23 protein-coding genes and 1 pseudogene are annotated in these 26,785 nt (G+C 41.2%); 12 read left to right on the forward strand and 12 right to left on the reverse strand.

Features of this window, described 5'->3' with window-relative positions:
* The first annotated feature begins 24 nt into the window (after nucleotides 1–24).
* The 5 genes and pseudogenes from AC58VC_RS20140 to AC58VC_RS20160 all read left to right on the forward strand — a co-directional run bounded on the left by AC58VC_RS20140 (nucleotide 25) and on the right by AC58VC_RS20160 (nucleotide 6,001).
* Nucleotides 25–744 (forward strand): annotated as a pseudogene (locus AC58VC_RS20140) (endonuclease/exonuclease/phosphatase family protein).
* A 764-nt stretch (nucleotides 745–1,508) separates the two neighbouring features.
* Complete coding sequence (gene pbp4b / locus AC58VC_RS20145; RefSeq protein WP_497370633.1) at nucleotides 1,509–3,677, forward strand: penicillin binding protein PBP4B; 2,169 nt, start codon at nucleotides 1,509–1,511, stop codon at nucleotides 3,675–3,677.
* A 445-nt stretch (nucleotides 3,678–4,122) separates the two neighbouring features.
* Nucleotides 4,123–4,656, forward strand: a complete 534-nt coding sequence (locus AC58VC_RS20150) for an RNA polymerase subunit sigma (RefSeq protein WP_497370634.1) — start codon at nucleotides 4,123–4,125, stop codon at nucleotides 4,654–4,656.
* Between the two features lie 529 nt (nucleotides 4,657–5,185).
* Nucleotides 5,186–5,638, forward strand: coding sequence for an NUDIX hydrolase (locus tag AC58VC_RS20155; protein WP_497370635.1), 453 nt, complete (start codon nucleotides 5,186–5,188; stop codon nucleotides 5,636–5,638).
* Between the two features lie 126 nt (nucleotides 5,639–5,764).
* The gene (locus AC58VC_RS20160) at nucleotides 5,765–6,001 is read left to right on the forward strand and encodes a hypothetical protein (RefSeq protein WP_497370636.1); all 237 of its coding nucleotides are present in this window, start codon (nucleotides 5,765–5,767) and stop codon (nucleotides 5,999–6,001) included.
* A 230-nt stretch (nucleotides 6,002–6,231) separates the two neighbouring features.
* Here the strand turns inward: AC58VC_RS20160 and AC58VC_RS20165 are convergent, their stop codons facing one another.
* Nucleotides 6,232–7,326, reverse strand: coding sequence for a GerAB/ArcD/ProY family transporter (locus AC58VC_RS20165; RefSeq protein WP_497370637.1), 1,095 nt, complete (start codon nucleotides 7,324–7,326; stop codon nucleotides 6,232–6,234).
* Nucleotides 7,327–7,969: 643 nt separating this feature from the next.
* Between AC58VC_RS20165 and AC58VC_RS20170 the strand changes: the two genes are divergently transcribed.
* The 5 genes from AC58VC_RS20170 (at nucleotide 7,970) to AC58VC_RS20190 (ending at nucleotide 11,787) form a co-directional block, all read left to right on the forward strand.
* Nucleotides 7,970–8,596, forward strand: coding sequence for a GNAT family N-acetyltransferase (locus AC58VC_RS20170; RefSeq protein WP_497370638.1), 627 nt, complete (start codon nucleotides 7,970–7,972; stop codon nucleotides 8,594–8,596).
* A 266-nt stretch (nucleotides 8,597–8,862) separates the two neighbouring features.
* The gene (locus AC58VC_RS20175) at nucleotides 8,863–9,033 is read left to right on the forward strand and encodes a PspC domain-containing protein (protein WP_497371352.1); all 171 of its coding nucleotides are present in this window, start codon (nucleotides 8,863–8,865) and stop codon (nucleotides 9,031–9,033) included.
* Nucleotides 9,034–9,213: 180 nt separating this feature from the next.
* On the forward strand, nucleotides 9,214–9,942 hold the full coding sequence (locus AC58VC_RS20180; RefSeq protein WP_497370639.1) for a GNAT family N-acetyltransferase: 729 nt from the start codon (nucleotides 9,214–9,216) through the stop codon (nucleotides 9,940–9,942).
* Nucleotides 9,943–10,111: 169 nt separating this feature from the next.
* Nucleotides 10,112–11,026, forward strand: a complete 915-nt coding sequence (locus AC58VC_RS20185; protein ID WP_497370640.1) for a CapA family protein — start codon at nucleotides 10,112–10,114, stop codon at nucleotides 11,024–11,026.
* 29 nt (nucleotides 11,027–11,055) lie between these two features.
* Nucleotides 11,056–11,787: a YheC/YheD family protein gene (locus tag AC58VC_RS20190; protein ID WP_497370641.1), complete on the forward strand. Its 732-nt coding sequence runs from the start codon at nucleotides 11,056–11,058 to the stop codon at nucleotides 11,785–11,787.
* A gap of 174 nt (nucleotides 11,788–11,961) precedes the next feature.
* Here the strand turns inward: AC58VC_RS20190 and AC58VC_RS20195 are convergent, their stop codons facing one another.
* Nucleotides 11,962–12,150, reverse strand: coding sequence for a cupin domain-containing protein (locus AC58VC_RS20195; protein WP_497370642.1), 189 nt, complete (start codon nucleotides 12,148–12,150; stop codon nucleotides 11,962–11,964).
* 853 nt (nucleotides 12,151–13,003) lie between these two features.
* Between AC58VC_RS20195 and AC58VC_RS20200 the strand changes: the two genes are divergently transcribed.
* Complete coding sequence (locus tag AC58VC_RS20200) at nucleotides 13,004–13,975, forward strand: oxidoreductase (protein WP_497370643.1); 972 nt, start codon at nucleotides 13,004–13,006, stop codon at nucleotides 13,973–13,975.
* A gap of 635 nt (nucleotides 13,976–14,610) precedes the next feature.
* Here AC58VC_RS20200 and AC58VC_RS20205 read toward each other — a convergent pair.
* The 8 genes from AC58VC_RS20205 to hemC all read right to left on the reverse strand — a co-directional run bounded on the left by AC58VC_RS20205 (nucleotide 14,611) and on the right by hemC (nucleotide 21,737).
* Nucleotides 14,611–14,772: a hypothetical protein gene (locus AC58VC_RS20205; protein ID WP_497370644.1), complete on the reverse strand. Its 162-nt coding sequence runs from the start codon at nucleotides 14,770–14,772 to the stop codon at nucleotides 14,611–14,613.
* Between the two features lie 144 nt (nucleotides 14,773–14,916).
* Nucleotides 14,917–16,446 (reverse strand): molybdopterin-dependent oxidoreductase, encoded by a 1,530-nt coding sequence (locus AC58VC_RS20210; RefSeq protein WP_497370645.1) that lies wholly within the window; start codon nucleotides 16,444–16,446, stop codon nucleotides 14,917–14,919.
* 625 nt (nucleotides 16,447–17,071) lie between these two features.
* Nucleotides 17,072–18,241, reverse strand: coding sequence for an MFS transporter (locus AC58VC_RS20215; RefSeq protein WP_497370646.1), 1,170 nt, complete (start codon nucleotides 18,239–18,241; stop codon nucleotides 17,072–17,074).
* A 116-nt stretch (nucleotides 18,242–18,357) separates the two neighbouring features.
* Nucleotides 18,358–19,425, reverse strand: a complete 1,068-nt coding sequence (locus AC58VC_RS20220; RefSeq protein ID WP_497370647.1) for an LLM class flavin-dependent oxidoreductase — start codon at nucleotides 19,423–19,425, stop codon at nucleotides 18,358–18,360.
* 121 nt (nucleotides 19,426–19,546) lie between these two features.
* Nucleotides 19,547–19,831 (reverse strand): ArsR/SmtB family transcription factor, encoded by a 285-nt coding sequence (locus AC58VC_RS20225; protein ID WP_497370648.1) that lies wholly within the window; start codon nucleotides 19,829–19,831, stop codon nucleotides 19,547–19,549.
* Nucleotides 19,832–19,963: 132 nt separating this feature from the next.
* Nucleotides 19,964–20,179 carry a hypothetical protein gene (locus AC58VC_RS20230; protein WP_497370649.1) on the reverse strand — a complete coding sequence of 72 codons (216 nt, stop codon included), beginning with the start codon at nucleotides 20,177–20,179 and terminating at the stop codon, nucleotides 19,964–19,966.
* Between the two features lie 32 nt (nucleotides 20,180–20,211).
* Nucleotides 20,212–20,682 (reverse strand): hypothetical protein, encoded by a 471-nt coding sequence (locus AC58VC_RS20235; RefSeq protein WP_497370650.1) that lies wholly within the window; start codon nucleotides 20,680–20,682, stop codon nucleotides 20,212–20,214.
* An 86-nt stretch (nucleotides 20,683–20,768) separates the two neighbouring features.
* Nucleotides 20,769–21,737: a hydroxymethylbilane synthase gene (gene hemC / locus AC58VC_RS20240; protein ID WP_497370651.1), complete on the reverse strand. Its 969-nt coding sequence runs from the start codon at nucleotides 21,735–21,737 to the stop codon at nucleotides 20,769–20,771.
* A 1,100-nt stretch (nucleotides 21,738–22,837) separates the two neighbouring features.
* On the opposite strand from hemC, the gene AC58VC_RS20245 reads away from it, so the two are divergent.
* A complete protein-coding gene (locus AC58VC_RS20245; RefSeq protein ID WP_497370652.1) occupies nucleotides 22,838–23,158 on the forward strand; it encodes a thioredoxin family protein in 321 nt (106 codons plus the stop codon).
* Between the two features lie 1,440 nt (nucleotides 23,159–24,598).
* Here AC58VC_RS20245 and AC58VC_RS20250 read toward each other — a convergent pair.
* Both AC58VC_RS20250 and AC58VC_RS20255 read right to left on the reverse strand, forming a co-directional pair.
* A complete protein-coding gene (locus AC58VC_RS20250; protein ID WP_497370653.1) occupies nucleotides 24,599–25,684 on the reverse strand; it encodes a Ger(x)C family spore germination protein in 1,086 nt (361 codons plus the stop codon).
* Nucleotides 25,681–26,769 carry a GerAB/ArcD/ProY family transporter gene (locus AC58VC_RS20255; RefSeq protein ID WP_497370654.1) on the reverse strand — a complete coding sequence of 363 codons (1,089 nt, stop codon included), beginning with the start codon at nucleotides 26,767–26,769 and terminating at the stop codon, nucleotides 25,681–25,683. Before AC58VC_RS20255 ends, AC58VC_RS20250 begins: the two co-directional genes overlap by 4 nt.
* Nucleotides 26,770–26,785: the final 16 nt, after the last annotated feature.

Raw genomic sequence — 26,785 nt, forward strand, 5'->3', positions numbered from 1 at the left:
GACTTGCATTTTCCTATTAAAGTAATGTCGTATAACATTCGTCACGGTGCCGACCCGTTTGAAAATTACAGTCTGGAAAGAATAGCTGATGTCATTAAGCAGTCCGGCGCTGAGATCGTCGGACTGCAGGAAGTGGACCGCTATTATTCCAGCCGCAGCAACAACGAAGATATGATTCAAAGATTGTCCGATATGCTTGGGATGCAGTTCGCGTACGGGGCTAATCTGGACCATCCGTCGTCACAACCGGGGCAGCCTCGAAGCTAATATGGCACAGCTGTTTTGAGCAAGTACCCAATCGTGCAGAATCACAACTATCTGCTGACGAGCTTAGGTCAGGAGCAGCGTGGGTTGCTTGAGACGACCATTGACATTCAAGGGGTTCAGCTAAGCTTTTATTCTACTCATATGGGACTGGATGCCGTTCAGCGCAATATCCATGCGGATGAAATCTTAGACATTATGGCGAGGCGAAGCGGACCGAAAATTCTTGTGGGTGACTTCAACGCGAGACCCTATGCTCCGGAAATGACCAACTTTATGAAGGAATTTCAGAATCAATTCGCAGACCAACCTAACGCATTTACCTTTGATTCGTTTAATCCGCACGCTACAATTGATTATATTTTAGCTTCCAGTGAAGTAATGCTCGACAAACGTGAGAATGCCCGCGTTATTCAGACGCAAGCATCCGACCACTTCCCGATCATTAGCAACTTGTATTTGGAACGGCAGTTGTTATAGATTACGAGGGCATGAGCAATATGCAGTACACGGAAAAAGGAAAACTATAGCTATACAAACATCAGGAGAAGGCTGCCGAAAACAATGGATCGGCAGCCTATTTGTACACTTCTTTGCCTAATACTTTATGGCATATGTTATAAGAGCAGGGGGAGTTCATCCTGCGATAGTCGGCAATAGTCATGCTCTGGCTTACGCTAACGATGAACAATAGTTTAGTATCAATAGTAACCAGGATAATAATGTAAGAGAGGATTAATCGCAATTTTTAGGAATACAAGCTTCAAGTCTATAAAACCATTTATGCATATCCCTACAGTGCTAGAAAGAATGGGATATGATTTATTGAACTGACAATATATTTTGACTACTGACGTAATGGGACAAGTCTTATCGAATGAAGGATTTACTGCTATATCAGAAGACAGGAAAGATGAAATTTTTATTTTTCATAAACCTGGCGACATTGTGGGCTAGGAAACGTTCAGTTGGAATGAAAGCTACAAAGATTGTGGGCTTAAGATAGCAATGTAATAAGAAGTTTGTGCTTTAGTTCATACTTCCAAAGGCGAACTTTTATAATAAAATATGCGTTACTTTAACGCGCAGCATAACAGGTAAATGCCGAAAAGGGTTTGTTATAGCAAGCGGAAAGAGCACTTGTGAAATAAAATTTCAAAATTTATTAATAAAATAAAATATATTTACAAAATTAAACATTATATAATATACTTGAAAAATAAAAATGTTATGGAGGGATTCACATGAACTTGAAAAGGCTTATCTCCTTGCTTATGATCATGTCTTTGTTGATTACGTTCTTCCCTTTAGGCTCAACTCATGCGGCAACAAACACACAGCTCATTGTCCATTATCCTAAAACGGATAAGGATAAACACATTGAGAAAGAAATCGAAGCAACCGCTTTCAACAGTAAGGTCAAAGGTACCGTTACGGAAACAACATACGACGAATATGGACTTAAAATGACTTTTAATTTTGTAAATTTAGATGAAAGTGCTTACATAGGTGTCACCGTAAAGAAAGATAGTGTTTTCCCTCGCGATAAAAGATATGTCAGAGCCAAAAACGGTCTGGCAGAGATATGGCTTATCGACGGCGATGCGCGCGTGTACAGTGCGCCCATGACCATAAATCCGGCATTAATCATTAAGAAGGATGATAAAGGCTACGTTGCCGTTGAAGATTTAAAAAATATATTAAACCTTACTTATAAGTACGGGAAAAACACGTATAAATTTGACGGTGCCGCAGTAGGAACTGCTAACATCTTGACCATTTCCCTTGGTCGGGATTATTTTGAAATCAATATAAATGCCAATAGAATAGGCTCCAATGTGACGAGCAACATGTTAAATGCATATAACGATCTCGTTTTTCATGACGTAGATGGATTTTACAAGGACAACAAATACTACTTGTCGTTGGGATACATTGAGAGGCTGTTCCAAGTAGCCGCTCTAACGGTCGGAAGCAACGAATACTTGCTGAATAAACAGTTTGCAGCCTACGATCAAATTACCCGTGTGGATACTCCGGAAGAGGTTGGCTTTTCCTCTGAAAAACTAGACAAAATTGATGATTTTATCAATCAACAAGTCCAGGCTGGTTTCCCGGGAGCAGCAATGATTGTTGTAAAAGACGGAAAAATTGTAAAGGAATCCTCATACGGTTATTTGAAAAAATATGATACCGCCTTTGAGGATGGGCAATACGAGCCGGCGAAGCTGTTACCAGAATCCAAGTGGAAGAGGATTAAAGTAGATACGCTATTTGATTTGGCTTCCAACACGAAAATGTACGCAACAAATTACGCCATCCAGAAATTGGTTTCTGAAGGCAAATTAAACCTGGATCAAACACTCAGTTCTTTCCCCGGCTGGGAAAATTATAAAGATAGCTATACGGTTTATACGGGGAAATGGACGCTCGGTGGCAGCGGTGGGCTTGCTTTAACTCCGCGTACCGGTAAGGAAACAGTTACGATACGCGATATACTGCATCACTATGGCGGTCTTATTCCAGATCCGGAATACCCTAACAAAACTTCGGCTGGCGCTCTATGGTATCAAAAAGATGATTACACCGATCGTGCTGGAATCATAGATATCATCAGCAAGACCCCTTTAAAATACACACCTAGAACAACGTTTGCTTACAGCGACGTGGATTTTATGATCTTAGGCTTGCTGGTTGAACAGATTACAGGCATGTCTTTAGATCAGTATGTCGAAAAGAATATTTATAAGCCGCTTGGATTAAAGCATACCGTTTATAATCCTCTCACCAAAGGCTACTCCAAATCAGAAATTGCGGCTACTGAATTAAATGGAAATACCCGTGATGGAAATGTCAATTTCGGAATCATGGACGATAATTCGCCTGTTAATATTAGAAAATATACATTGCAAGGCGAAGTGCATGATGAGAAGGCCTGGTATTCTATGGGAGGCGTAGCCGGCCATGCCGGATTATTCTCTACCGTAGGCGATATGGGCGTCTTGACGCAGCTTATGCTCAATGGCGGCATTTATAACGGCAAACAGTTTTTCACCAAAGAAGTTGCTGATGAATTTACCGCACCTTATGATCCGGATCCAAACCGAGTCGATTTGTCCACCATCGGATTGGGATGGCGGGTGCATTCCAAAAGTTCCTCCGCTTACTACTATTACAATTGGGGTCCCAGCAGAAGCACCTATGGTCACCAAGGGTGGACCGGTACGTTAACCATTATCGATCCGGTTTATAATATGACGATTACGATACTTACGAATTTGAGGCATTCACCGGTAGTCACTCCTCCTAATGGATTTGCCGGATCGAATTTCCCAATCGCCGATTTGGTTCCAATTTCAGCACTAGTCTACGATTCTTTGATCTGGGATAAAACTCAATACAATTCCAAATAGTTAAAAAACAGCGGCAGTCAAGGACTTTCAAAATAGCTCGGGCTGCCGTTGTCGTTGAAGTAATGGGGATTAGTTCAATGGTATACTACGGTTACTGATTTTATTGGCTTGGGTGAATACTATAATACAATTGTTATGGGGAGATTCAATGACAGCCAATGAACCGTAGTGTTGAGCTAGTGGTCAACTTTAGCTTAAGGAACAAGATGAAACGGCAGCCGGCATGATGGCTGCCGTTTTCTCCAACTAAGGGGCAGATTAAAGTAATTTACAACTTAAACCATGTACATTTCGTCTCCTTATAAAAGGAAGGGGATGAGTATAATCTCAGTGATACCGTCTGTTGAAGAAAGACAATTACGAATATATAAAGACGTAATAATGTGGCTTTCAAAACAGCTATATCGGTGCGTGAATTACGGAAATGGAAAGGAGGTTTTAATTAATGAAAATGAAGTTGAAAATTATTTTAACATTGGCGGTAATACTTGTCGCACTTACAGGTTGCTTAAACAAGGAAAGCAAGATTGCTGACCCAATACAACTTCCGACTACTCCTCCAACCTCATCATCTGATTTTAAGTTATCATCCAAAGAACAAGAGGTGTATAATAATTTTCAAAAAGATTTAAATGAACAGCATTTAAAAGGGTTAGAACCAATAAGTATAGCTAAGATATACGTTAAAGCCTCATTGGATAATAACAGAGATGTCACTTATGCTCTGTACACGGATAGAAAAGGGCATGTTCTATGGACAAAAGAAGAGTTTGAAAATTTTCCGGTTTCAGACAGAGGGACAAAAGAAGAGATTCTTAAACCATTTAAAAATATTGAAATAGGCAAGTTCATACAAACAAGCGATTTTGAAGGATTTATTGAATATCAATCAAGAAAAGATGCAGAAGCTAAGTCTGGTTTCCAAATGATTAAAGACGAAGATGGTATTTGGAACGTTGCATTTCAACCTATTCAATAACTAAATCGTTTAACTAATGGAAGTACTATAGTTTAATCACGATATTAAGGCAGCTGATTGTGCTCAGCTGCCTTTTTCAATGATTTAAAAAACGGGTATTATCAGAAGCAAGTATATATATTAGCGTTCAAACATATAGGTATAAATGCAGGAGGTGGGGTATTGAAAAAGGTGGCATTATACATATTCGTATTCGCAATAATAGTAGTGTTCATTTTTTGGTTTGCCTTCTCGTTATTCCTTCACAAATCTGATGAATGGTGGTCAATATTCGAGTTCGAACATATTGGTTCTGATGTTACTATTGCAAAAATATCATGGTTAAAAGTATTAATAATTGGAATGATTAGTGTCGTTATAGGATTTGTTATCTTCGAAAATCAGAAACAATAAAAGTAAGGGAGCAGTTTGCCGCGGGGCCGGCAGCTGCTCCCTTTATTATTGAAGTACGGGCAGACTAGCGGAGTGAATTTCATCCAAATTGTGGTAGTATTGAATAAAAGCAATTCTGGTTTGAGGAGGAAGATACTTGTATCCACGTGCCAATGTTTTAGGAATCGTTACTCGAAATAAACAAGTTCTTGTTGAGGAGCAATCAGGCAAACATTCAAAGGGTACAGGTTTTTACTATAGACCAATAGGTGGAACAATCGAACTTGGGGAACACTCTCAAGAGACACTTGTAAGAGAATTCCAAGAGGAACTAGGTGTTCAAATAACAATAAAAAGTCATGTCAAATGTATAGAAAACATATATAAGATCGATGAGGATATTGGGCATGAAATAACTCAAATATACCTAGTAGAATTAAATGATCCAAATCTATATGAGCAAGAACGATTTGAGGTCAATGAAGGTGAAAAAATCACCTATGCGACATGGATACCAGTTGCTGATTTTGAACTCGGGCAAAGAATTCTATATCCTAATGGCTTAACTGAATTACTTAAAAAATTATTAGCTACTAGAGGAATGATTTAACGGGAACTATAGCTTAATAAAAACAGCAGGAAGGCAGTCACATCAAGCGGCTGCCTTTTCCACGCTAACGGGCAGATTAGCTACAATCCGAATAAATTGGGCATGTTACCTTCAGGAGGGATTAACATGCTAAGAAAGATTCTCTTTTTTATTTGTCTATTCTTGTTTACTTCAGTGAATGTGCTGCAAGCAGCTTCCCCTTATTTCAAAATAGAAACTATTCCTTCTCCAAAAGGTAATTGGACGTACATACCAGAGGGGTATGGTGAAATGAAAATTATTGTTACAACCATCCCGAGCAAAGAGGTGCTTCATATTTCGGATTTTTTGCTTCGGCTATTACAATCGTTTTGTTTATTGTGATTAGGATTCATAATGGGTCAGACACAGGAGGACTTGCGGCACTATTGATTCCTGCGGGCTTACTGTCAATAATCTCATCAGTTAGCTCGAAAGGCAATTCTCGTGAATTAGCCCGAAAGTTTTAATAATTAGGACAAAGTTTAACATAATCCTTATTGAAAAAGAGTCTATCAAAGACTCTTTTTCTTTCCGTTCGTTAACTTTGAAAATGGGCTAAATCAGTTTCTCAATTATTTGACAACGTTGGATTTAAACTTTAATGAAACTCTAGAAATTATAAAAAGTAACGGGATATACGAAAAGATGAAATAAAATCCTAACTCAAATATAATTTTTTCTAATGCATCGATCTTCGTTCGTTCGTTAAACATAAGCGCGGCTAAGAAAAGGGCAGCCAGAATAATAGGTAAAGATACTCGAGGTTTAAGCGTAGCAACTCTTTTCATAATTCTTGTACAGCACCAAATAGAGATACAAATCGTGGGAATGATAACCATAAGCCACATAAAAATATAAAGATATTCGAACCTTGCAATGAAGGATAACTCAATGATTTTCGACATCGCCAAAGTTGGCCATAGCGTATGTTTCAGCAGTCCCTGACTAAAATACATTAGGGTTACAATAATTATTGCCGTATATTTAAATGTAGTGAATAGCAAGGCGAAATGCGCCCATTTCACGTTTTTTTGGGGTGATTTTAAGAAAGGAAAGTAAATAAGCAAAGCTTCAAGTCCGAAGAAAATGAAACTGGAAGATTTAGAACCTTTAAGCAAATCAAGAGAAGAATGATTGAGTACAGGCAATAAATTATGCAGATTACCTTGTCGAATCGGGAAGTAAAGCAAAAAGAGTAAAGGGATCAGTGCTAAGTAAAAAAAGCTAAACCCAGCAACAACCCTGAACCCGCCGGATACAACATAATATATCACGCAAATTAAGAAACCTGCCATTGCCCATGTTTTAAAGCTTGGAAATACCCACACTTGAATAAGTTCAATGTAAGCTCGGAAGTAAAATAGAGCCATTATGAAATAGTATCCGACTAATAACAGAGAAACGGTATTGCCAATGAATTTGCCGAAAATCGATCGATGTAAGTCAATTACGTCTTTAGCTGGATTACCGAGCATCTTATAAACCATCCAAATGATTAGATGCAGGCTCAAACCCATTAGGATAATCGATATCCAAGCATCTTGACCGGCATCCCCAAGGACAATACTTTGAAAATTAAAAATGTTGGCGGCAGCTTGGGAAACGCCGATTAAGAAAAATACAAAGTATCCGGAAATCGTATGATTTTCCTTTACCTGATTCTGCACTAATGCCCAACCCCTGAGTGTAAAATATGAATCTTCGTTTTAGCTTCAAAATCCGGAATGGGAACTGGTATTCAGAAATATGAAACCAACAAGCAAGTATATAATTGGATGTATCCTAATGATGAAGTTAGGCACAGTAGAGACCCCTTATTGTTAGCTCAGAGTATAGATTTAACTTCTTTGGAAATTTACTTGAATTGTGGGAGTGATGATTCCTTTCTAAACGCTAACCATGAGCTTTATGAAATACTTCATAATCGGCAATATAGAGTTACTTATCGCTCCAATAATGGTGGTCACACAGCGAAATACATAAAAGAAAACCTCGAGGACTTTCTGCTCTTCTTCGGAAATCAGAAATGTATAACCACAAGTTGATTCAACTAACAGGTACGATAGTTGAACAAACCTAAAAATGCTGCTGTGTGCAGCTTTTGTGCTATCGGGCAGGATTGCATGGTGGAAGATAGCGATCATTCCTTAGGGAATACGCTTTGATCGGTAATAAACGATTCGACTGGGCTGGCGGTTCTTTTTTAATGAGCGATCCGAGATCGACAACTCGATAGACTAAGACTTGTTCATTGATAGTATATATCCAGTATACTGTGACGGTTTAACCGTCGGACGAGGAGCGTTCACTATGAATGTGGCTGAGCTTAAGCGATTTATCATTTCAATCGAGATAAAAGCATTAGAGAAAGCATTAGTTGATGGAGAGGGTGAGAGTCAAATCGCCGAGTTGATCCGAGACAGGATTGAAAACCTCAAGCGAGAAGGAGAGTGGATTCATCAGTTTGACGATGGGTTGCCGACCTCACGATTCATATCGTCTGACCTCGTCATTCGGAGCGCGGTCACGGGCGACGTTGACACGATACGTGACGTCTATCGCCGAGCTTCGCTGACAAACAAAGCCGACCACCAGCTAGTCGCCGCTCATCCCGAATGGCTCGTGTGGGACGTCGCGATGCTGCCGTTCGCGAATGTTGCTGTTGTTGACGGGCGGGTCGTCGGCTTCGCATCGGCGTGTCCGGTCGACGACTTCCTCGAACTCGAGGATCTGTTCACTGATCCTGACTATAGGAGACAAGGCGTTGCCAGTACGCTGATCGCTGACATTGCACGCCACGGTTTGCGTATAGAGGTGTCCACCAAACACGCGAAGGCGTTTTATGAATCTGTAGGGTTCGTCGTCATCGGCGTCGCTAACTCAAACGGCGGACCCCTGCTACGGATGCACCTCGATGTCACCCGTGTTCGACCTTGACGAGCTTTTGATGAAGTTATATAAAAGGGGCGGATTTTTTTGCAAGTTTAAAATAAGCCTTTTTAAAACTCCTCTGAGGTCCCATAAAGCATCGGATATTGTATTAAACTAACGGAAAACGATAGTTGAACAAACCAAGGAGCAGTTTTCCATCGGTAACTGCTCCATTTTTCTTTAAGCAAAAGACAGAAGGTTTCCAATATATGGTATAATGGATTGGCTAATAAAAGATAAATTAGGAGGGGGCTACTTTGATTAAGAATAAATTGAAAAGGTCCTCAAGTGACAAATCGTTGCAAGGAGTCTGCGGAGGTATTGCGGAATTCTTTGGAATTTCCTCATTTGGTATTAGATTAATCTTTATTTTGACAATGCCGGTCTCCTTCATTATCTACATTATCTTGACTAATAGTCTTGATGAAAATACAACTTTATAAACCGACATTTTATTGAATGCATTAATGGCTAAAGGAAGTTAAAAGAGAGTTAAACTAACGGCGAACGTTAGTTACATACACAACTAACATGAGGCTGCCGGCATTTTCGGCAGCCTTTGCTCAACTAATGGGCAGCATGGAAGAGCCAAAACACATTATGGAAGAATGGGGGTATGTTAGTTGGATGAAGAAACCAGATTTAAGGTTTATAAGGATTGGGCAGAGCGATTTGATTGTAATATTTCATCAATGACCATTCCGAACGTCATAGTTCGTGAACACTCCAAGACTTTGGAAGGATATAATGGAATTTATTGCTTCTTCAATGGAACGACAACCATTATATCGTCTCCCACTAAATATACCTCATCTATAAAAAGGGCCTTCAGTGGCAGACATCCAATGGAAACCTTTGATGCGAATTTTCTTATAAAGTCAATTGATATTGATAAATATAAGGTTATTGGTCCTGCATTTCAGGGATACATTGACAGGGCTTCATTTCTTGAAGCATCTTCCCTTGAAGTTGTAGAACTTGTAACTACAAATCAACTATCTCTACTGAATGATTTACGTAAATCTTGCACTGAAACAGAGTGGGAGCATAGCTCCATAGAATTCAATAGACAACCAATATTAGCAAGGATATCTGAAAAAAGAATTGTAGCAGCAGGTTCTTGGAGAGTAGAGGAATCTGGTTTTCTTAGCGTAGGTATTTTAAGTCACCCAGATTATCGAGGTAAAGGACACGCCAAAGCAGTTGTAAGTGCTTTAACTAGGAAAGGGTTAGAAGATGGTTTCACGATGCATTATCAAACATTAATGTCCAATAGTTCGTCAGTAGCAATTGCTAAATCACTGGGATATGAAAAATTAGCTTGTACTTTGGCTATAAGGATCCTTGAGTAATTCTTGAAAAAGGCATGAGTCGATACTGAGAATTTCAATTCAAGGAGCTGACACCAGACAGCTCCTTTTTATTTTCCAGTGACACAAATTTACCTACATAAAGGCGCCCAACTTTCAAGCATTTCGCTTTTCTAACGCATAAGGTGTAATCATGGAAGGAGTGGGTGGATTGACGACAATCACAATCGCTGCAGTCGGGGATTTGTTGATGAAAAAGAAGATGATCTCCTCAGCCGCACGGGAAGGCGGATTTGACCCTATTTTTTCCAAAGTAAAACCTTATCTGCAGAAAGCTGACTTAACCATAGGCAATCTGGAGACGACATTCTCCGGCAACGATTTTCGCGAAGAGCCTGGAAAGCTATTGTTCAATACCCCTGATGAATTCGCTGCTACGCTCCGGAACTTGGGCTTTGATGTGGTAGGCACAGCCAATAACCATTGTATGGACGGGAAACAGTCCGGTTTGATACGAACATTAGATGTCCTCGATCGACATGGCCTGCGACATACGGGAACGTATCGCTCTGCACAGGAAGCCCACCAGAAACTAATTTTTAATGTAAAGGGAATAAACATCGGAATATTGGCTTATACGAAAGGCATGAATGGGATCTCAGTGCCAGAACCATGGTTAGTCAACCGGATAAACCATCAAAAAATAATAGCGGACGTACGAAGTTTGAAGAGTAGAACAGATTTTATCATCGCTTGCCTACATTTCGGGAAAGAATTTCGAACATATCCCAACCGCAACCAAATCAGACTCATGCAGCTGCTGTTTAAACAAGGTGTTAATGTAGTGCTGGGAGCGCATCCCCATGTACTGCATCCGATAAGAATGTTTAAGGTGAAGGACATCGACGGAGTCATTAGAAATCGGGTAGCGGCGTCTTCTCTGGGAAATTTCGTATCCACGGAACTTCCCCGGCATACCGCTAGACTGCGAGGATCAATCTTGATGTTAAAAGTAACGAAAAATGCAAAAGGAACAACGGACGTGTTGAAAATGTCAAATGTACCAACCCGCATTTTGCAAAATGCAGGGAAGAAAAACGTTTATCGGGTTGTACCGGATTGGTAGAACGGTTATCTACAAATTGGGGTGAAGGTATGGTTTACTGGAATAACAAGTTAGGCAAATACAAGGCGTTATTAACGAATGAGGAACTAGCGTTTAATCTACCACCAACAATCCTTGCAACCGATGCAAAAGTGGAGGGGATGGTAGAAAAATATCATGTCGTCTATCTTAAACCGAGTAACGGCACCGGAGGCTATGGCATTTTTAAGTTGTCTCGCACTGATTCCGGTTATCGGTTGGAGAACGGCACACAGTCCCGTTCATTCTCAACCTTTAAGGGAACGTACGTCGCTTTCCAGAAAGCAAAAAGGAAGAAAACCTACTTGGTGCAGAAGGGCATCCCCTTACTCCAATATCAGGGACGTCCGTTTGATCTGCGTATTATGGTGCAGAGAAACCGCCAGCGTAAGTGGGAGGTTACCGGCATCGTAGGACGATTAGCCTTGCCTAATAAGGTCGTGACGAACTACCATAGCGGTGGGAGGCCAATGCCGGTGGGTTGGCTACTTTCCCCTTTTATATCTAAAAAGGAGCAGGTTTCCTATGTTGAATCGCTTAAGGCGCTAGGCGTTAAGATCAGTAAACATATGAGTGGAATTTTCCCGAATTTTAGGTCATATGGGGTGGATATAGGCATTGATAAAGAGATGAAGCCTTGGATCATAGAGGTCAATACGCGGCCGGATAAATACATTTTTAATGCCCTTTCCGATAAGCGGATGTATCGCAAAATCATACGTTACGAAAGATTCACAAACTAACAGAAAACTATAGCTCAGCATGGTATTAACATAAGGCGATTAGGCGCAATGGAAGTGGCATTGAACTAAAGGCGAACGTTAGCTTAAAAAATGTAACAAGAATGAAATCCTATAGCTTTAATGAATCAAGCCTATAATAGTACTGCCCCCCTTTAACATATAAATAATTATGACCTACAGCCCGTTGCTGTGAACGACAAGGACATCGCCTGTGACTGCATTGAATTCTTTTCCATCAACATGGAAACGTGCTTCGCCTTCAAGTATATGGAATATTTCGTCAGCTTTATGATGAATGGCGATGGGGCCATTTCCTTTCTTGGGGGCCATACGAAGATCGAACACAGAGTACTCGTTATTCACGTCAATAAAGAAGAGGGAGAGGGACGCTAATAAGCTGCCTTTTCCCTTGTTTTACTCTCCTAGTAGTAGAACGCTTAACTCGGAGTGTTTCGTTCAACTGATTCATACGCAAGTTAGAGCAGGGGGGATGTTGTTAGATACAGTTGCACTTTCTTGTTACCGAACAGCCAGTATAATTTCGGGCCAATTTAAGCCGTTCGGGTAGCGAGCGAGATAGACGACGCAGTTCGGGCTCTGATTGTTAAGCACAGCCGTCTTCAAACCGGAGGTTTTCAATCCACCCCAGCGGCTTGCCCTCGAAGGGTTGGAGCAAGTCAAATACGATTTGGAGCACTTTTTTATCGGAACCATAACCTGATCAATACGCGTCACTTCAACACGTACTGGAAAAGTGCGTCATGATCAGACAGTCGTTCTGACGGAGAGTGGATTCGCTATGTTCGGGGGCGCTCCCGCGCTGCTCATCGCAAGGAAAAAAAATTACTTGTCTAACTGGATATCTTATTAAACTAACGAAAGAACGTTTGATTAATAAGATTATCAATGAGCAGGTGCCACGGCATGCTGCTTTTTTTATCGGGCAGAATTGTTGCAAATATAGAAGATGAATTTACTAATTGGACAGAAACCCTTAATGCTGCAAACATTTTTTGAGTGAATCAGGGAAAATGGTAAATATTAAGGTGGTGATTGCGATTTCGGCAGATTGACATGGAGTTAACTCCATACGTTACGATGTACACGAATAAGAATGCTAAACAAAATCGAATCGAATCGACCATCTATGAGGAGATGACAAGCAGATGGTTAGACAAGTTCACTAGATCACATTTTCCCCAGGAGGAATTAAATTATGACGACAAGAAACAACGAATACAAAATTACTCCACAGTCACCTATCTCATCGGGCTTTAGTGCAGAAACGAATGCTCTGGAAGTCGTGAATGGCATCGATCTTCATGGGAAAATCGCGATCGTAACTGGTGGGCATTCCGGTATTGGACTTGAAACGACTCGAGCACTCGCGGCAGCAGGGGCTACAGTCATCGTAGGTGCTCGTTCACCGGAGCAGGCAGGCACTGCTCTTGCTGGAATTACCGGTGTAGAAGTAGAAGCGCTCGATTTAATCAACCCTGCTTCCGTTGATGCTTTTGCTCAAAGGTTCCTTGCTACCGGTAGACCCCTTCACATCTTAATTGCTAACGCGGGGATTATGGCTCCGCCGCTAGTTCGCGATGCTCGCGGCTATGAATCTCAATTCGTTACGAATCATTTGGGCCACTTCCAATTGACGCTGCGTTTATGGCCGGCATTGAAGCGAGCAGGGGACGCCCGGGTCGTATCACTTTCCTCGGCAGGAATTCGTTTTAGCGGTGTCGACTTCGAAGATCCTAATTTTGAAAAGCGCGAATACGACAAATGGAAAGCTTACGGGCAAGCGAAATCGGCTAACGCTTTGTTTGCTGTAGGGCTGGACAAACATGGGTATGTTGATGGCATCCGCGCGTTCTCAGTGCATCCTGGCCGAATCGAGACGGATCTGTCACGGCATTTATCTTCCCAAGAAGCTGCTGTTGGCGGTGTATACAAAACAACGGGACAAGGTGCAGCGACAAGCGTTTGGTGTGCAACAAGTCCTCAACTAGATGGAAAAGGCGGTGTTTACTGCATGGACTGCAACATTGCAGAATTGAACGCTGACTTTAAGATGGGAGAGATGGGACAGCAATATACCGGTGTTCTTCCTTGGGCCGTTGATCCGGAGTTGGCGGAACGTTTGTGGACAATGAGCGAGGAAATGAGCGGAGTGAAGGTTGAAGGCTAATTAGTAGTATCGATAAAAGATCAACAAAGCAAGCATCTGTTTTGTTTCATTTACAATGGCTTAGTGACAAGGGCGGCAAAGGTTGATATAAATCTGTCTGCTAGGAGCGGTAAAGTTAAAATTCTCGTCTACCCCTGCAGCCAGCCCAGCACATAGATAAGCTAGAAGTGGAGATTGTCATGAAGCTCCCCGGCTTTAAGAACGTTACACCGATGCGAACGGGTTACGCATTCAACTATGTCGAAGGCGACCTGAGTATGTGATTTGACGATAGAGTCCGAACGGGCAGCATTGTCGACTGGGTAACCGCATAATGAAACTAACCCACATTTTTTTATAAGTGCACTGAGAAAAGTGGAGAAGGAAAACCGAAGACATTTTTATTTGGAAATATTTGAATTGATTAAAGGGGCGCCCAGGCAAAATTTAAATGTAGGCACATTTGTGTCATTAATGTAGGCACATTTGTGTCATTAGACAATTATCGAATTTTGCATCAAAGGGGAATAATCAACAAAATAGACATATGTATAAAATACGGGTTTTGTGAATATGTATTCCTTACATAATAGTTGTGTTGAGTCCCTGAATGCATGTCGGATGACAAGAACTTGATGTCATAAATGACAAGAACTTTATCTCATTCCCTTCCTGTGTTCATAAAAAATAACCATCGCTTCTTGGCGATGGTTTAATAAGAAGGTGCTATCGGAATCTATCGGAATCGCACAGCCTTCAATTGCCGCTGCATCGTGGAGTTCATCCAGGATGCCCCTGATGGCGGCCAGATACATCAATACTCCGAGCCCGCCTCCGATAATACCGGGGAAGGCGATTTTGTGTAAAAGTTTATGACGGCCAATGTTAATTTCGAATGTTGAGTTTTGAACAAAGAAAACCGCCCTTTTGAAAAGGCGGTAAAATTGTCTCTTTTGTACTAGCTATTTCATTCCTACTACAGCGGCGAACGCTTGAACGGCGGCATTGGCCACTTCCATGTCTTGCTCCATGGTGCCTCCGGCCACGCCGATACCGCCGACGGTCGTGCCTTCGCGAACGAGTGGGATGCCGCCTCCCAAGATGGTAACTGTCCCTTGGTTTGTCGTGTTGACCCCATAGTGTTGACCGCCGGGAAGCGCCGACTGGGCTAAGTTAGCCGTGGGCATTTGCATGGCTACACTCGTCCAGGCCTTCCCCTTGGAGATTTCGATCCCGGCGATCCGGGCATGGTCCATCCGGTGGAAGGCGACCAAGTTCGCCCCGGCGTCGACGATTGCGATATCGAAGGCGAGTCCCATTTGACGGGCTTTCTGTTCCGCAACCTCGAGCAATTGTTTCGCAATCTCCAATGTAAGCATCTCAAACACTCCATGTTGGTTTGTTTCCTGCAGAATATTATTTACTGAATTTACCAAATTAGGGGCTGTCAAATGAACATTTACGGCGTGGATGGAGTTATTTTGGTAACCTTTTACATTCCATTCAGCCTTCAGCGGTTGAACTTCTCCATGCTCGTTCGTTGCCTTGCTCAGAATCGTGTATTGACCTGGTTTTTGCGCATCCCACGCAAAAGACCATCTCCTCCATGAATAGGGAACATCAGGATCAAGTATGTTTGCTTCATTCCAGAGTGTCCCGCCATCTGTGCTAATCTCTACTTTCGTTACAGAATGCTCGCCAGCCCAAGCATACCCTTGTACCACGTTGGTGCCAACAGCCATCTCTTGCTCTTCTGTAGGAGATGCTATCGTTGAATTGATTAAAACTGGTGATAGTGGTCGTGCATGTTTGTAGTCGTTTGTTTTTTTTAGAATGACATAATCTATACTTTGAAATGGTCCCTTGAATGGCTGATCTACAACTCTGATCCTATGCAGCCATTTAACAGACGCAACTGCGTACCATCCAGGCACAATTAGCCTTATTGGAAAACCATGTTTATCGGAGAGCGGTTCACCATTCATTTCATAAGCCAATAAAGTATCTGGGTGTAGTGCCTTGGCAACAGGTAGACTTCTTTTGAAAAACACCTGTCCTTCCATGTCATTTCGTTGACCGTAATCTAATCCTTCAAAAACAATCTCAGTCGCACTTGGGGATACTCCTGCTTGGTCTAATACATCCTTCAGTCGAACGCCTCCCCAAATGGCGTTGCTTATCGCACCGAGCTTGAATTGGTTACCTTGTGCTTTCCTTTCAAATAACGAACGCTTGTTTCCTGCACACTCTAGAGTAGCGGATAGCGTGACCTTATTCATGTTTTTCAAATCAGCATACGTAAATTTAATTGGTTGATCCACTAATTCTTCAATTGAAAGGTACCAGGTGTTTATATCGATTGTCGGGTATTCAAAATGATTTCTGACGTAAAATAATTGATTCGGTGTAATGGTTTGGAGGTTGGCAACCATGGGAAATTCAAGATTTTCTGATGGGAAATAGGAAACTGGAACCAAATGAATGTCGCGCATGAACAAATCCTCCTCTTCAGCTAAATATGAACAGAACAGCTATAGAATTTATTTTTAGCAAAGAAACGTAATTTTAACCATCAAACAAGATTTGTCATCTTGAGTTACAAAATAAAAATCGTATTTGACGATTACTAAAGCTTAGCAAAACCGTTAAGCTGCCGCGGAACCTTCCTGTCGTCTTTTCAAAATGGCTCTTCCCCCTGCCCTCGAATGCGCTCTACCTGGAACTGCTCCGTCGGGAATGACATCAAGTTCTTGTCAAAATCGGGAATGACATCAGGTTCTTGTCATTGGCTCGTGACAAGAACTTGATGTCATAAAATAAAAAAGCTGCATTTACGCAGCTTTTTATCTGATTCGCAAAAATAACAAGCCGAATGAGAATTACCCATAACCCGCGTATTTTGCGTAGTTAGAGGCATCGTCCATATCGGCTTGAAGGTATTTGGAAGTATATTCTACTTTCATACTTTGATGCGGAAATAGTGTAAAGCGCAAGTATACGAAAAGCAATTAAAGAGTCCTGGAGAGTTCTCCTGGGATTCTCCAGGACTCTTCCGTCAGGCAAACATGCCTGCCGTCACTAGATAATCTTTTCAAACTTGCGGATTACCAGTTAAAATCAATTTTTTTCCACTATCGCAGATCTACGACGCATGGATAAAGAAATAATAGCCGGAATGAGTGCAATTGCTACCCCAACTCCACCAAGCCAACCGACTGCTGTTAGGGAAATGTTTTCTACAACAATGCCCCCGATTACAGCCCCTACGGCCGTGCCTAACTGAACGATAGAACTATTCAAACTAAGAATGAGTCCCGAAGCTTGAGGAGCCATGCCAATTAAATAAACTTGTTGAACCGGCCCCTGCGACCAAGCGAAAAAGGACCATAACATAAGCAAAGGTAAAACAACCATGGACGAATGGGAGAACGCCGTCAGTAAAAATAATACTCCGGAATGTAAAATCAAGCTTCCAATCATCGAGCGGGGGATACCCCATTTATCAACACCGAATCCACCAACTTGGGAGCCTAGGAGACTGGCTAGCCCAAATGCAAACAACCCGATGCTTACCATCCGTTCGCTCATGCCCGTAATGGTCAGGAGAAACGGCGATATATAGGTGTACAAAATCATATATCCCATTATCCAGAAAAAAACGATGGAAAGCGCGACAGCGATTCGGGGGTTTTTTAACAAGGCAAGTTGTTCCCGAATCGGAACAGGAGCCTCTCCTTCCGATTTCGGAATCGTCAGCAAAATGACAAACATCGCGATCAAGCTGAGTGCCCCAATCCCGGTGAAGATCATTCTCCAATCAAACGACCCTGCAAAAATCCTCCCTAGCGGGACGCCTAGTATAAGCGCGAGGTTAAAGCCCAATAAAACCTTAGCGATCGCGCTGCCCTGTTTTCCTGGTTGAGATATCTTAGCCGCAACGGTCAGGGCGACGACCATAAATACCCCCGTGCTTATTGCCAATAGAATTCTTGCTCCGATCAGCATGCCGTAGCCTGTGGTTGTGACAGTGATCAAGTTCCCTACGAAAAACAATGCCAAAGCCGATAGCATAATCTTTCTTCGGTCCATTTTTCCCGTGAGTGCAATAAGAATCGGGGTGCCTATGGCATAAGCAAGTGAGTAGACCGTAACCAGCTGTCCTGCCCCTGCTAACGACACTCCAACATCACTTGCAACCATATCCAAAATGCCAGCAATTACGAATTCCGAAGTACCGACTAAAAAGCTAATAATAGCGAGAATATAAATTATCAATGATTTTCTCATCTGATCTGGTTCTCTCCCCTTAATTTTATATTTCTAGAAATATAGAAGTCATGATTAAAAAAATATAAGATTTTCTTTTACAATCAAATTTCTCGTAACAATGTTCTTCCGACATTTTAAGCGTCATGTCCAGACTTCTGACGAGCGAGTTCCTTACGCACAATCGGTGCTACTTTTGTACCGAGGAGCTCAATTGTCCTCAGCAAGTCACGATGCGGCAACGAACTGAAATCGATGTACATCATGAAACGAGTCAAGCCTAGGTTCTTGTGCAACAGTACGATCTTCTCTGCGACATATTCGGGGTCTCCGACATAAAGAGCACCGTGAAAGCTCCGGGCTGCATCGTACGTGTCACGTGAATAAGGAGACCAGCCTCGTTCCCGTCCAATCTTGTTCATTTGAGAGGCCATGACCGAGTAATACCGTTCTGTAGCATCTTGTGTCGTATCCGAAATAAAGCCATGCGAATGAGTCGCAATTTGCAACTTATTCGGATCGTGACCTGCTTTCACCGCGGCTTCCTTATATAACTCCACCAAAGGCGCAAATCTCTCTGGTGCCCCCCCCAGTATCGAGAAGGCAATTGGAAGTCCCAACAAGCCGGCACGAATAGCCGATTCCGGGTTGCCACCCGTGCCGATCCAGACAGGAAGAATCTCCTGTAGGGCACGAGGATAGATGCCCATGCTGTCAATTGCAGGACGATGACCTCCGATCCAGGTCACCTTTTCGGATTCGCGAATCTTCAACAACAGTTCCAGTTTCTCTTCGAACAATTCCTCGTAACTTTTTAGGTCATAACCGAATAGTGGAAACGATTCGATGAACGAACCCCGCCCAGCCATGATCTCCGCTCGTCCATTCGATAGACCGTCTAACGTTGCGAAGTCCTGGTATACCCGCACCGGATCATCCGAAGATAACACCGTTACAGCGCTTGAGAGCCGGATCCTCTTCGTTGTAGCAGCAGCGGTGGCCAGAATGACTGCTGGCGACGAACTTGTGTAATCAATTCGATGATGCTCCCCGATAGCATAGACGTCAAGGCCGACTTGATCTGCCAATTGAATCTCTTCAATCGCTTGACGTAGCCTCTGGGCGTGCGATACCCCACCATCTCCCGGATTTGCATGGAGGAATGTGCTCATTCCAATCTCCATCGTATTAACTTGACCGCTCATAATTATTCACTCCTTTTTATGTTTATTAATATACTGTTTAATGTTGTTCACTAAGTTTCGTTCAAGCATGCGTCATTAAATTTTACAGTTCTAAATCTATAGAAATGATCCATAAAAAAAATTACTCGAACAAATAAGGCGCAAATTTCTCCGCTAATTCTCGGTTGACGTTATAGTGAATGAACGATCCATGCTTACGAAAATCAATCAAGCCAGAGTCCGTCAATTGCTTCAGATGATGCGATAGTGTCGATCCTGCAACTGATTCTAGCTTTTCACCGATGGCGGTAAAACATAAATTACTCTCCTTCACAAGCAGCAAAGCGATTTTCAGTCGGGTAGGTTCCCCCAAAGCTTTATACAATTTAACTGCTTGAGTCATATCTTTTTGATTTTCTCCCACCATTATCACCTCCCTGATCTATTCAGCAATTCTATAACTATCGAAATCAATAGTACCATCACGCCGTTCAAAAGTAAAGGGCGATTCTAGGCGCACTTCGTAAAAACGAAGCGCATATCCAATAATAAGCCTAGTTTACAGATGTTTGGGAAATGTATGGGCAAGCCGCACGTTCAAAATCGCTCCAGAATATAGGATCAAGCGCAAGATTTGAATGCCATCTTCATCAGCATGCTCTGCATAAACATTGGAAACATGTCGCCGCCAGATGAACAGCTCTAACTTCAGGACAGCAGCTCCTATAATAGAGGAGAGCGGCGGGAACATGACAACGAGGCCTATATCCCCCATTTTGTCTCTACGCTATTCCTGCGGTTAAATGCTCATGATAATGTACATAATAAGCTGCAGCAACTGGTCATTTTCATTAGTAAGCTATCTTCATTCTCTGGAACCCTTTTAGTCATTAATGGTTTTAAAGTAAGAACCCGTTTGCTTATTAAAGGAGGCAGGTTCCTCAATACCAACTGCCAAAACATCTTTGGCCTATTCAACTTCAACCTTCCATTAGTGCTAAATAAACACTGATATTCCTCTATGAGTGGATTGGAATGGGAATAATCAATATTGGGAAAAGAAGCCGTTTGACTGTTTGAAACTTTTTCTTCGTCAATAAACGACTTCATGTCCGCTCTACCGTGAATCCTAAAGTGCCTGACCGCTTCCTTCGCTTCTGGTTCGTCTTCCCACCCAACCTGTTGAGCTTTAACTAAAAACGTTTGATTGGTGGAGTTCCAACTTTGAAAACTTCTAGTATTAGCGTTTTCACTTAGTTTCGGATCTAATGTATCCATATATCCTACTAAAGTGGCATCTGAAACAAATAAATAAGTACAATCAATATTGTTTTATCAGGATCTCATCATTCTAACATTCTGAGTCAGTGTGACGTTGTTTCAGTCAAAATCTTCTCAGCTCCAATACCAATCAACAATTTTGCTACATCTTCACCTACTTGAAACGGGGACTCACCTTGATGGGATTCTCTAAGTATAATTGAACCGTCCGGTTTTCCTACCATTCCCGTTAGCGATATCTCCGGTAAAGCATGTTCCGTTGCTTGTGCATTTCTTTTTGGAGTTTGATTCAATACAGCCAATGCACCAATTGGAACGTGACATCCACCATTCAATACCCCGAGAAATGCTCTCTCTGCTGTTACCTCCAAAGCTGTCTGTGGATCATTATACAAGTCTAGTAACTTCCTTAACTCAGCATCATTTTCACGACATTCAATACCGAGAGCGCCTTGCCCGACAGCAGGCAAGAATGTTTCTGGAGATAAAATTTCTGTAATGCGGTTTTCCCAGCCCATCCTTTTAAGGCCTGCGACTGCTAAGATAATCGCGTCAAATTCCTCATTATCTAACTTACGGAGACGTGAGTCAATATTCCCCCGTATCGGCTCGATGATAAGATCAGGTCGTAGTGCCGCTAACTGGCTCGATCTCCGCAGACTGCTTGTCCCTACACGCGCACCATACAATAATTCTTTTAGTCCGGCGCCGCTTCTAGAGATCAGACAATCACGCGGGTCTTCACGTTTTGGAACAGCACCATTAACAAGGCCACTAGGAAGCTCAAAAGGCATGTCCTTTAGACAGTGCACCGCCATGTCGATTTCCAGGTCGAGCATGGCCTGTTCAATCTCTTTTACGAAAAGACCCTTACCCCCAACTTTAGACAGGGTTACATCCAAAATCAGGTCACCTTTGGTGATTATTTTTTTTAATTCAAACGTAAAATCCATACCGTACTTTTGGCTAAGTCGTGTCAAATCGGAAATTACTTGTTCCGTTTGTGTCAAAGCAAGTGCACTTTTTCTGCATCCAACCACAATTTTCCTCATCCGTTTTCCCCCATCATTTTCTTGAGTCACCTCTACAGACGAATCATGCATTTAAATCGTAACATAACTCATTTTAACAATACTAATCAGCGTTAAATTCCTTTAACTGGATTAGAAAACGAGCGCCTCAGTTCGATAGAACGAAAGCCCAAAATTCCATCATTCAGGAGGACGTTCTACAAAGAAGTTTAAATCACAAGATAAGCAAAAATCAACTCATTGAAAACATTACAATTAAACACATTGTTTGTAGGTGCATACTTGTTCAGGAAACTCCTTTTTCTAGATCTCCAGCAAATCAAATTCTAAATGACCTGTATGCCTATCCTTCATTCTTTCACAAGCGAATCTGTCATTCTCATTTCTTTATTTGCGCTCCCATTCGTGAACCTACGTTTAACAAGGACAAACCAAATTCACATTTCAAAACTCGTCAAGGGGAACGAGTTTCTTCTTTTGGTGTAATAACACAATTATTCCCTTATTTTTCAAGGTTTTAATAAGCAATACGTAATTAAGCAAAATGTGGCGAAAATGGCAAGCGATGAGCAAATGATTCCCCTTTACTTTTGAATGACTTATTGCTATTATTTATTTCTATAGTTATGGAACTGTAGAAATTAGTGATAAGGAGTGTACCCGTTCTTGAAACTAATAGCGTATAATCAAAACTTGACGAAATTTAATTTATTTACAGGTTTTTGGTGATTGCTAACTTCACATAGTTTATTCAATAAGTTATTCTTACGTTTACAGACTTCTCTTACGTTTTGCCAATAGGAACTCGACGTCAACTGATCATTGATTACTACCCGAGCAGGGGATAAACATAAATCAGGCACATCATAAATAGCAAAATTAGTGTAAAAAGCATTTAGGTATTATTCATTGAAGAGTACTAATCATATATTAATCATTTTCAAATTGAACCCATTTATATTAGTGTAGAACAAAATTTATAAACTGGTCTTAAATCAGTATCAGCTTCTAGTTACGATATTATTATATTAGATATACTATATGGCAGCAGTTGGGAAACCCATGAGAATAATTGCGCTATCACTACTACTCCAATGGTTAGATGAACGAGGAGGTTTAGCATGAAGGAGCTTTCTCAACAGGAATTGTTAGAGATCGTTAACAGGCAGGAGGAGTCCATTGCTGTATTTTTGTACACGCCATTCTGTGGAACCTGCAAAGTGACAGAACGTATGTTAGATATCATTTCGACAATTCAGCCTGCTTTGCCGCTTTATAAGAGCAACATTAATTTTCTACCTCAAATTAGTCGCGAATGGCAAGTTACCAGCGTGCCATGTATCGCTATTTTTGAACGAGGGCATGACAAACAATTGATTTATCGTAGCATGCAATCTGTGGATGGGCTATATAGCAAACTTCTGCCCTTAAGCAGCAAGTAACTAATAAGCAATCGTAAGAATGAGCAACTTCAAATAGGAGATCACGTCATTGCTGAGTATAAAACTGGGGTTTAATTGTTCCCCATTGCAAGAAACGCACTTCCAGCTCCTCTGTGATATACTTGATTACATCTTTTATATTTCACCATCCCGTTAAGGGAGGTTCGCCTAAGCGGGACCAGTTGAGTTTAGCTGCTCATTGTGACGATGAAGGCGAGGATTGATCTTGTCAGGCTAATGATTGCAGTCACTAGCGCGATTATTTCTTTAGCATGTTGCTAATCTCTGCAGTTCTTTATTTTGCTCAGTGGGGTTATTATACACCCACTGCTGTTGGAGTATATGATTTCATTTTACCAAGTGCATGTTTTGCTGCCCTAGTTATTAACGGACACTTGTATTTAAAGGGCTCTTTGGTTTCAGGTGGTTTGAAACAGCAATTAATTAGAGTACCATTACTTGGAGCAACACTATAATTATTTGCTCCCAGTTAGGTACTCTGACTTCACTAACCCCTTTCAATGCTTGCTGTAGCCATTGTCCAAAAAAGTTAACTGTTACTTTATCAATTATTCAGTACAACAGCTGATTTATTTGATTTTGTTGCATGGTTTCTGTTGGTTCTGTTTTTGAATGTTGCAAGAACCTGCTAATTAGGCTCTCTTCCGGTTTACCCCTTGGCCAACTGTATTACGGTTTTTCTAATTAAAAAAAGAAAAACCCCGCACAACGGAGTTTCTTTCAGATCTAATGAATGACTGGTATCCCTGGTGAACCTTACTATGTTGTAGAACAAGTTTCTGTGCCTCCGCTGCGGTATTATCTTGAATTCAAAGCGAAGGTCAAATAAGAGATGCATTTTCAAAATAATGTTCAATATTATAGTTATCCATAACCTTCAAAGGGTTCATCGTAGCCTCTTTAACTCCACTTCTTACTTTCTTGCTGTAATGATTCTCCAACAATGGCCATGCTCCTGCCTCCAACTCAAAAAGGATACCAGGATCGGTAGCACTTTTCCGCAACCAGTATTCGTGAAATGATGTTAACTCAATAGCACCAAAAGAGGAGCTGTCCTGAAGCTATCTCCTTAACTATTCTTTCCGTTAGTTGAACATAATTAGCCGATTTAAGACCGCTTACTTTTGTAACAGCGTGAGCCTGTGTTTTACATCTCTTTGTTCCAATAGTAACTTGTAATGAAACCCGAATTTTGGGACATAAAGATGTATTATTTTATGTTTAATTGACCAATAATCTGTATCGTTTAGCAACTTCGGGGAAGGTATTTTCTTCGTGTCCTTTATTGGAAAACGATACAACTTCTTGTCTTTTAGAAAGGACAAGAAGTTATATCCATAAAATAAAAAAACGCGTTAAACGCGGCACATTATGCATATATTTTCTTGTCCTCTTCCACCTGTCCGGCGAGCTCCCCATTCATTTCCGAATCCCCATCTCCGCAAGATTCACCTTAACATGCAATTTAACGTTCATAGTAGGATACTCTTCATTCCACGCCGCTTCGCTCCAATGTCGTGTTTTACTTCTATCGAAATCCCCTAATCCGAGCGGATCAATGCCTTCATTTTTAAATACCTGAAGTAGATCCATTCCGGTTTCAGTTAAATCCTCTTCTAGACGCTCTTTGATTCTCTGCTTCTCATCATTGGTTAATTGAATCCCTTTTGAATCAATAACTTCAGCTTTTAGGTTAAGATTTATCAACACTTTTGGGCCTTTCGGTTCTTTCCCGAGTTGATAATCCACTTTTGAACCGATATTTTTCACAGCAATGTAAGGTCCATTTTCCAGCTTTGTTTCAAGTGTACCGTACCTCACATTTCCGAGAAGAAGTTTCATGACTCTCATTTGCTTTTCGTTTAGTGACCTGATATATTTATCACCTTTAAATAAGGCTAAACCGGTGATCTGAACTCGATTATTTTGCTGCAAGGTAAGAAATGGCAAAAAAGGATCTAAGCCTTTGCCTAAATAAGAGTACTCAAAATCGTGAAGATTCTGCCTTGGAAGGTGTCCTGTACGTATGTTCGTATCAAGTAAATGATATAGAAACATCCCTTTTTCTTCATTTAAACTGAAATCCGTTTCCAGTATATCCTTCGCTCTTCCATCAACAATAGCTATGTAAATCTTTCTCGAAGCTTGAGCATCACGCAAGATCACATCCAATTTGTCTGCTAAACCTTTTTCCGCTAACTCTTTTCCAACTAAAATCACCGAAAGTTTCCCAGGTTTAATAGGCCGGTTTAATTGCATTTCCATTAAGTCTGTAATGCTCCTAGTCGTATGGCCAACCTTTGAAAACAAGATATTGGAAACGAAACCAGATTTACCAGCCTGAAACTTAGGCACTGCTAACGTAAATTCAATTTCATCGTTAGGGGCTTCATCAAAGGCGCAGACAAACGAAATAGTGATTTTCTCCAAAACCTCTTGCTTTACACACCCCGTCAGCAGGAAACTGATGAGCAGCAATAATAAGTAAAGAAAACGCATCATCATACAGCTCTTCTCACTTTCATTCTGACAACGTCAAATATAAATACAAATGGTATATAGGCATAAACCATGTAAAATCCGATCTTCGTTAACAACGCTTGAACACCTTCCGTATGACTACGACCTGGAATCAGACAAACGGCAATAAAGACCAGAATTAATAAAACCGGTAAGACTGACAATTGTTTCACTGTAAACATGAATTTACATATTCGACTTGAAGTCCAAAGACTGAGGCAAATGATTGGAATTATCCATAGGATCTGTGATGCAGCTCCAATATATTCAAATCGTTCAATAAATGGAAAATGAATAAATTTATATTTGGTTAATTGCGGCCATATTTCATTTGATAATTGTTCCGGTTTGAACAATAACAACGAGAAGAAGATAATTAAAAGATAAAATACGGTTGTTGTAATATTAGCTAAATAAGCCCACTTTTGTGATTTTTTAGGTTCATTAATGAAGGTGTAACAAAATAAAAGGATCTCCACGCCTAAAAAAGGAAAAGTCATCTCCTTACTTGCTTGGATGATTTCGTTTAACGAATGATCGAATACGGGGGTTAAATTGTTATAATGAAACATAGCCGCTGGAAAGAACATGGCTACTAACGTTATAATTCGTACCATGCTGAACATACAAATACCCACGATGACTCGAAAACCTCCAGCAACAATGTAATAAACAAGCAGGAGGATAACTAATGCCAACGACCATGTTTTAAGATCAGGAAATAGCCATACTTGTATGATTTCTATAAAGAAACGAATTTGAAAACTTGCGTTCAGCAGGAAGTAAAGGATAAAGATAAAGTTAAGTCCTCCTCCTACCCATTTTCCAAAAGAATGTTGATGAATATGGATAAGATCCGTCTCATTATGGTTGAGAACTCGATACATCATCCAAATAACGATGTGGAAACTGATACCGCAAAGGATGACAGAGATCCAAGTGTCTTGGCCGGTTATTTGAATCGGACTGTTAGACATGGAGAGATATTCAGGTCCGAACTGCATGGATAGAATTAAAACGAATACCAGATAGGGTGATATGGTAAATCGCAGATGTTCCGTTGACTTCATCCTCATTTCACTCCCA

It is taken from the genome of Paenibacillus sp. J22R67, from assembly GCF_059692175.1.

Coding starts and splice junctions, on each gene's coding strand:
- pbp4b (WP_497370633.1), top strand. CDS start 1,509: ATGAACTTGAAAAGGCTTATCTCCTTGCTTATGATCATGTCTTTGTTG.
- AC58VC_RS20150 (WP_497370634.1), top strand. CDS start 4,123: ATGAAAATGAAGTTGAAAATTATTTTAACATTGGCGGTAATACTTGTC.
- AC58VC_RS20160 (WP_497370636.1), top strand. CDS start 5,765: ATGCTAAGAAAGATTCTCTTTTTTATTTGTCTATTCTTGTTTACTTCA.
- AC58VC_RS20170 (WP_497370638.1), top strand. CDS start 7,970: ATGAATGTGGCTGAGCTTAAGCGATTTATCATTTCAATCGAGATAAAA.
- AC58VC_RS20190 (WP_497370641.1), top strand. CDS start 11,056: ATGGTTTACTGGAATAACAAGTTAGGCAAATACAAGGCGTTATTAACG.
- AC58VC_RS20200 (WP_497370643.1), top strand. CDS start 13,004: ATGACGACAAGAAACAACGAATACAAAATTACTCCACAGTCACCTATC.
- AC58VC_RS20210 (WP_497370645.1), bottom strand. CDS start 16,446: ATGCGCGACATTCATTTGGTTCCAGTTTCCTATTTCCCATCAGAAAAT.
- AC58VC_RS20215 (WP_497370646.1), bottom strand. CDS start 18,241: ATGAGAAAATCATTGATAATTTATATTCTCGCTATTATTAGCTTTTTA.
- AC58VC_RS20220 (WP_497370647.1), bottom strand. CDS start 19,425: ATGAGCGGTCAAGTTAATACGATGGAGATTGGAATGAGCACATTCCTC.
- AC58VC_RS20225 (WP_497370648.1), bottom strand. CDS start 19,831: ATGGTGGGAGAAAATCAAAAAGATATGACTCAAGCAGTTAAATTGTAT.
- AC58VC_RS20230 (WP_497370649.1), bottom strand. CDS start 20,179: ATGGGGGATATAGGCCTCGTTGTCATGTTCCCGCCGCTCTCCTCTATT.
- AC58VC_RS20235 (WP_497370650.1), bottom strand. CDS start 20,682: ATGGATACATTAGATCCGAAACTAAGTGAAAACGCTAATACTAGAAGT.
- hemC (WP_497370651.1), bottom strand. CDS start 21,737: ATGAGGAAAATTGTGGTTGGATGCAGAAAAAGTGCACTTGCTTTGACA.
- AC58VC_RS20245 (WP_497370652.1), top strand. CDS start 22,838: ATGAAGGAGCTTTCTCAACAGGAATTGTTAGAGATCGTTAACAGGCAG.
- AC58VC_RS20250 (WP_497370653.1), bottom strand. CDS start 25,684: ATGATGATGCGTTTTCTTTACTTATTATTGCTGCTCATCAGTTTCCTG.
- AC58VC_RS20255 (WP_497370654.1), bottom strand. CDS start 26,769: ATGAAGTCAACGGAACATCTGCGATTTACCATATCACCCTATCTGGTA.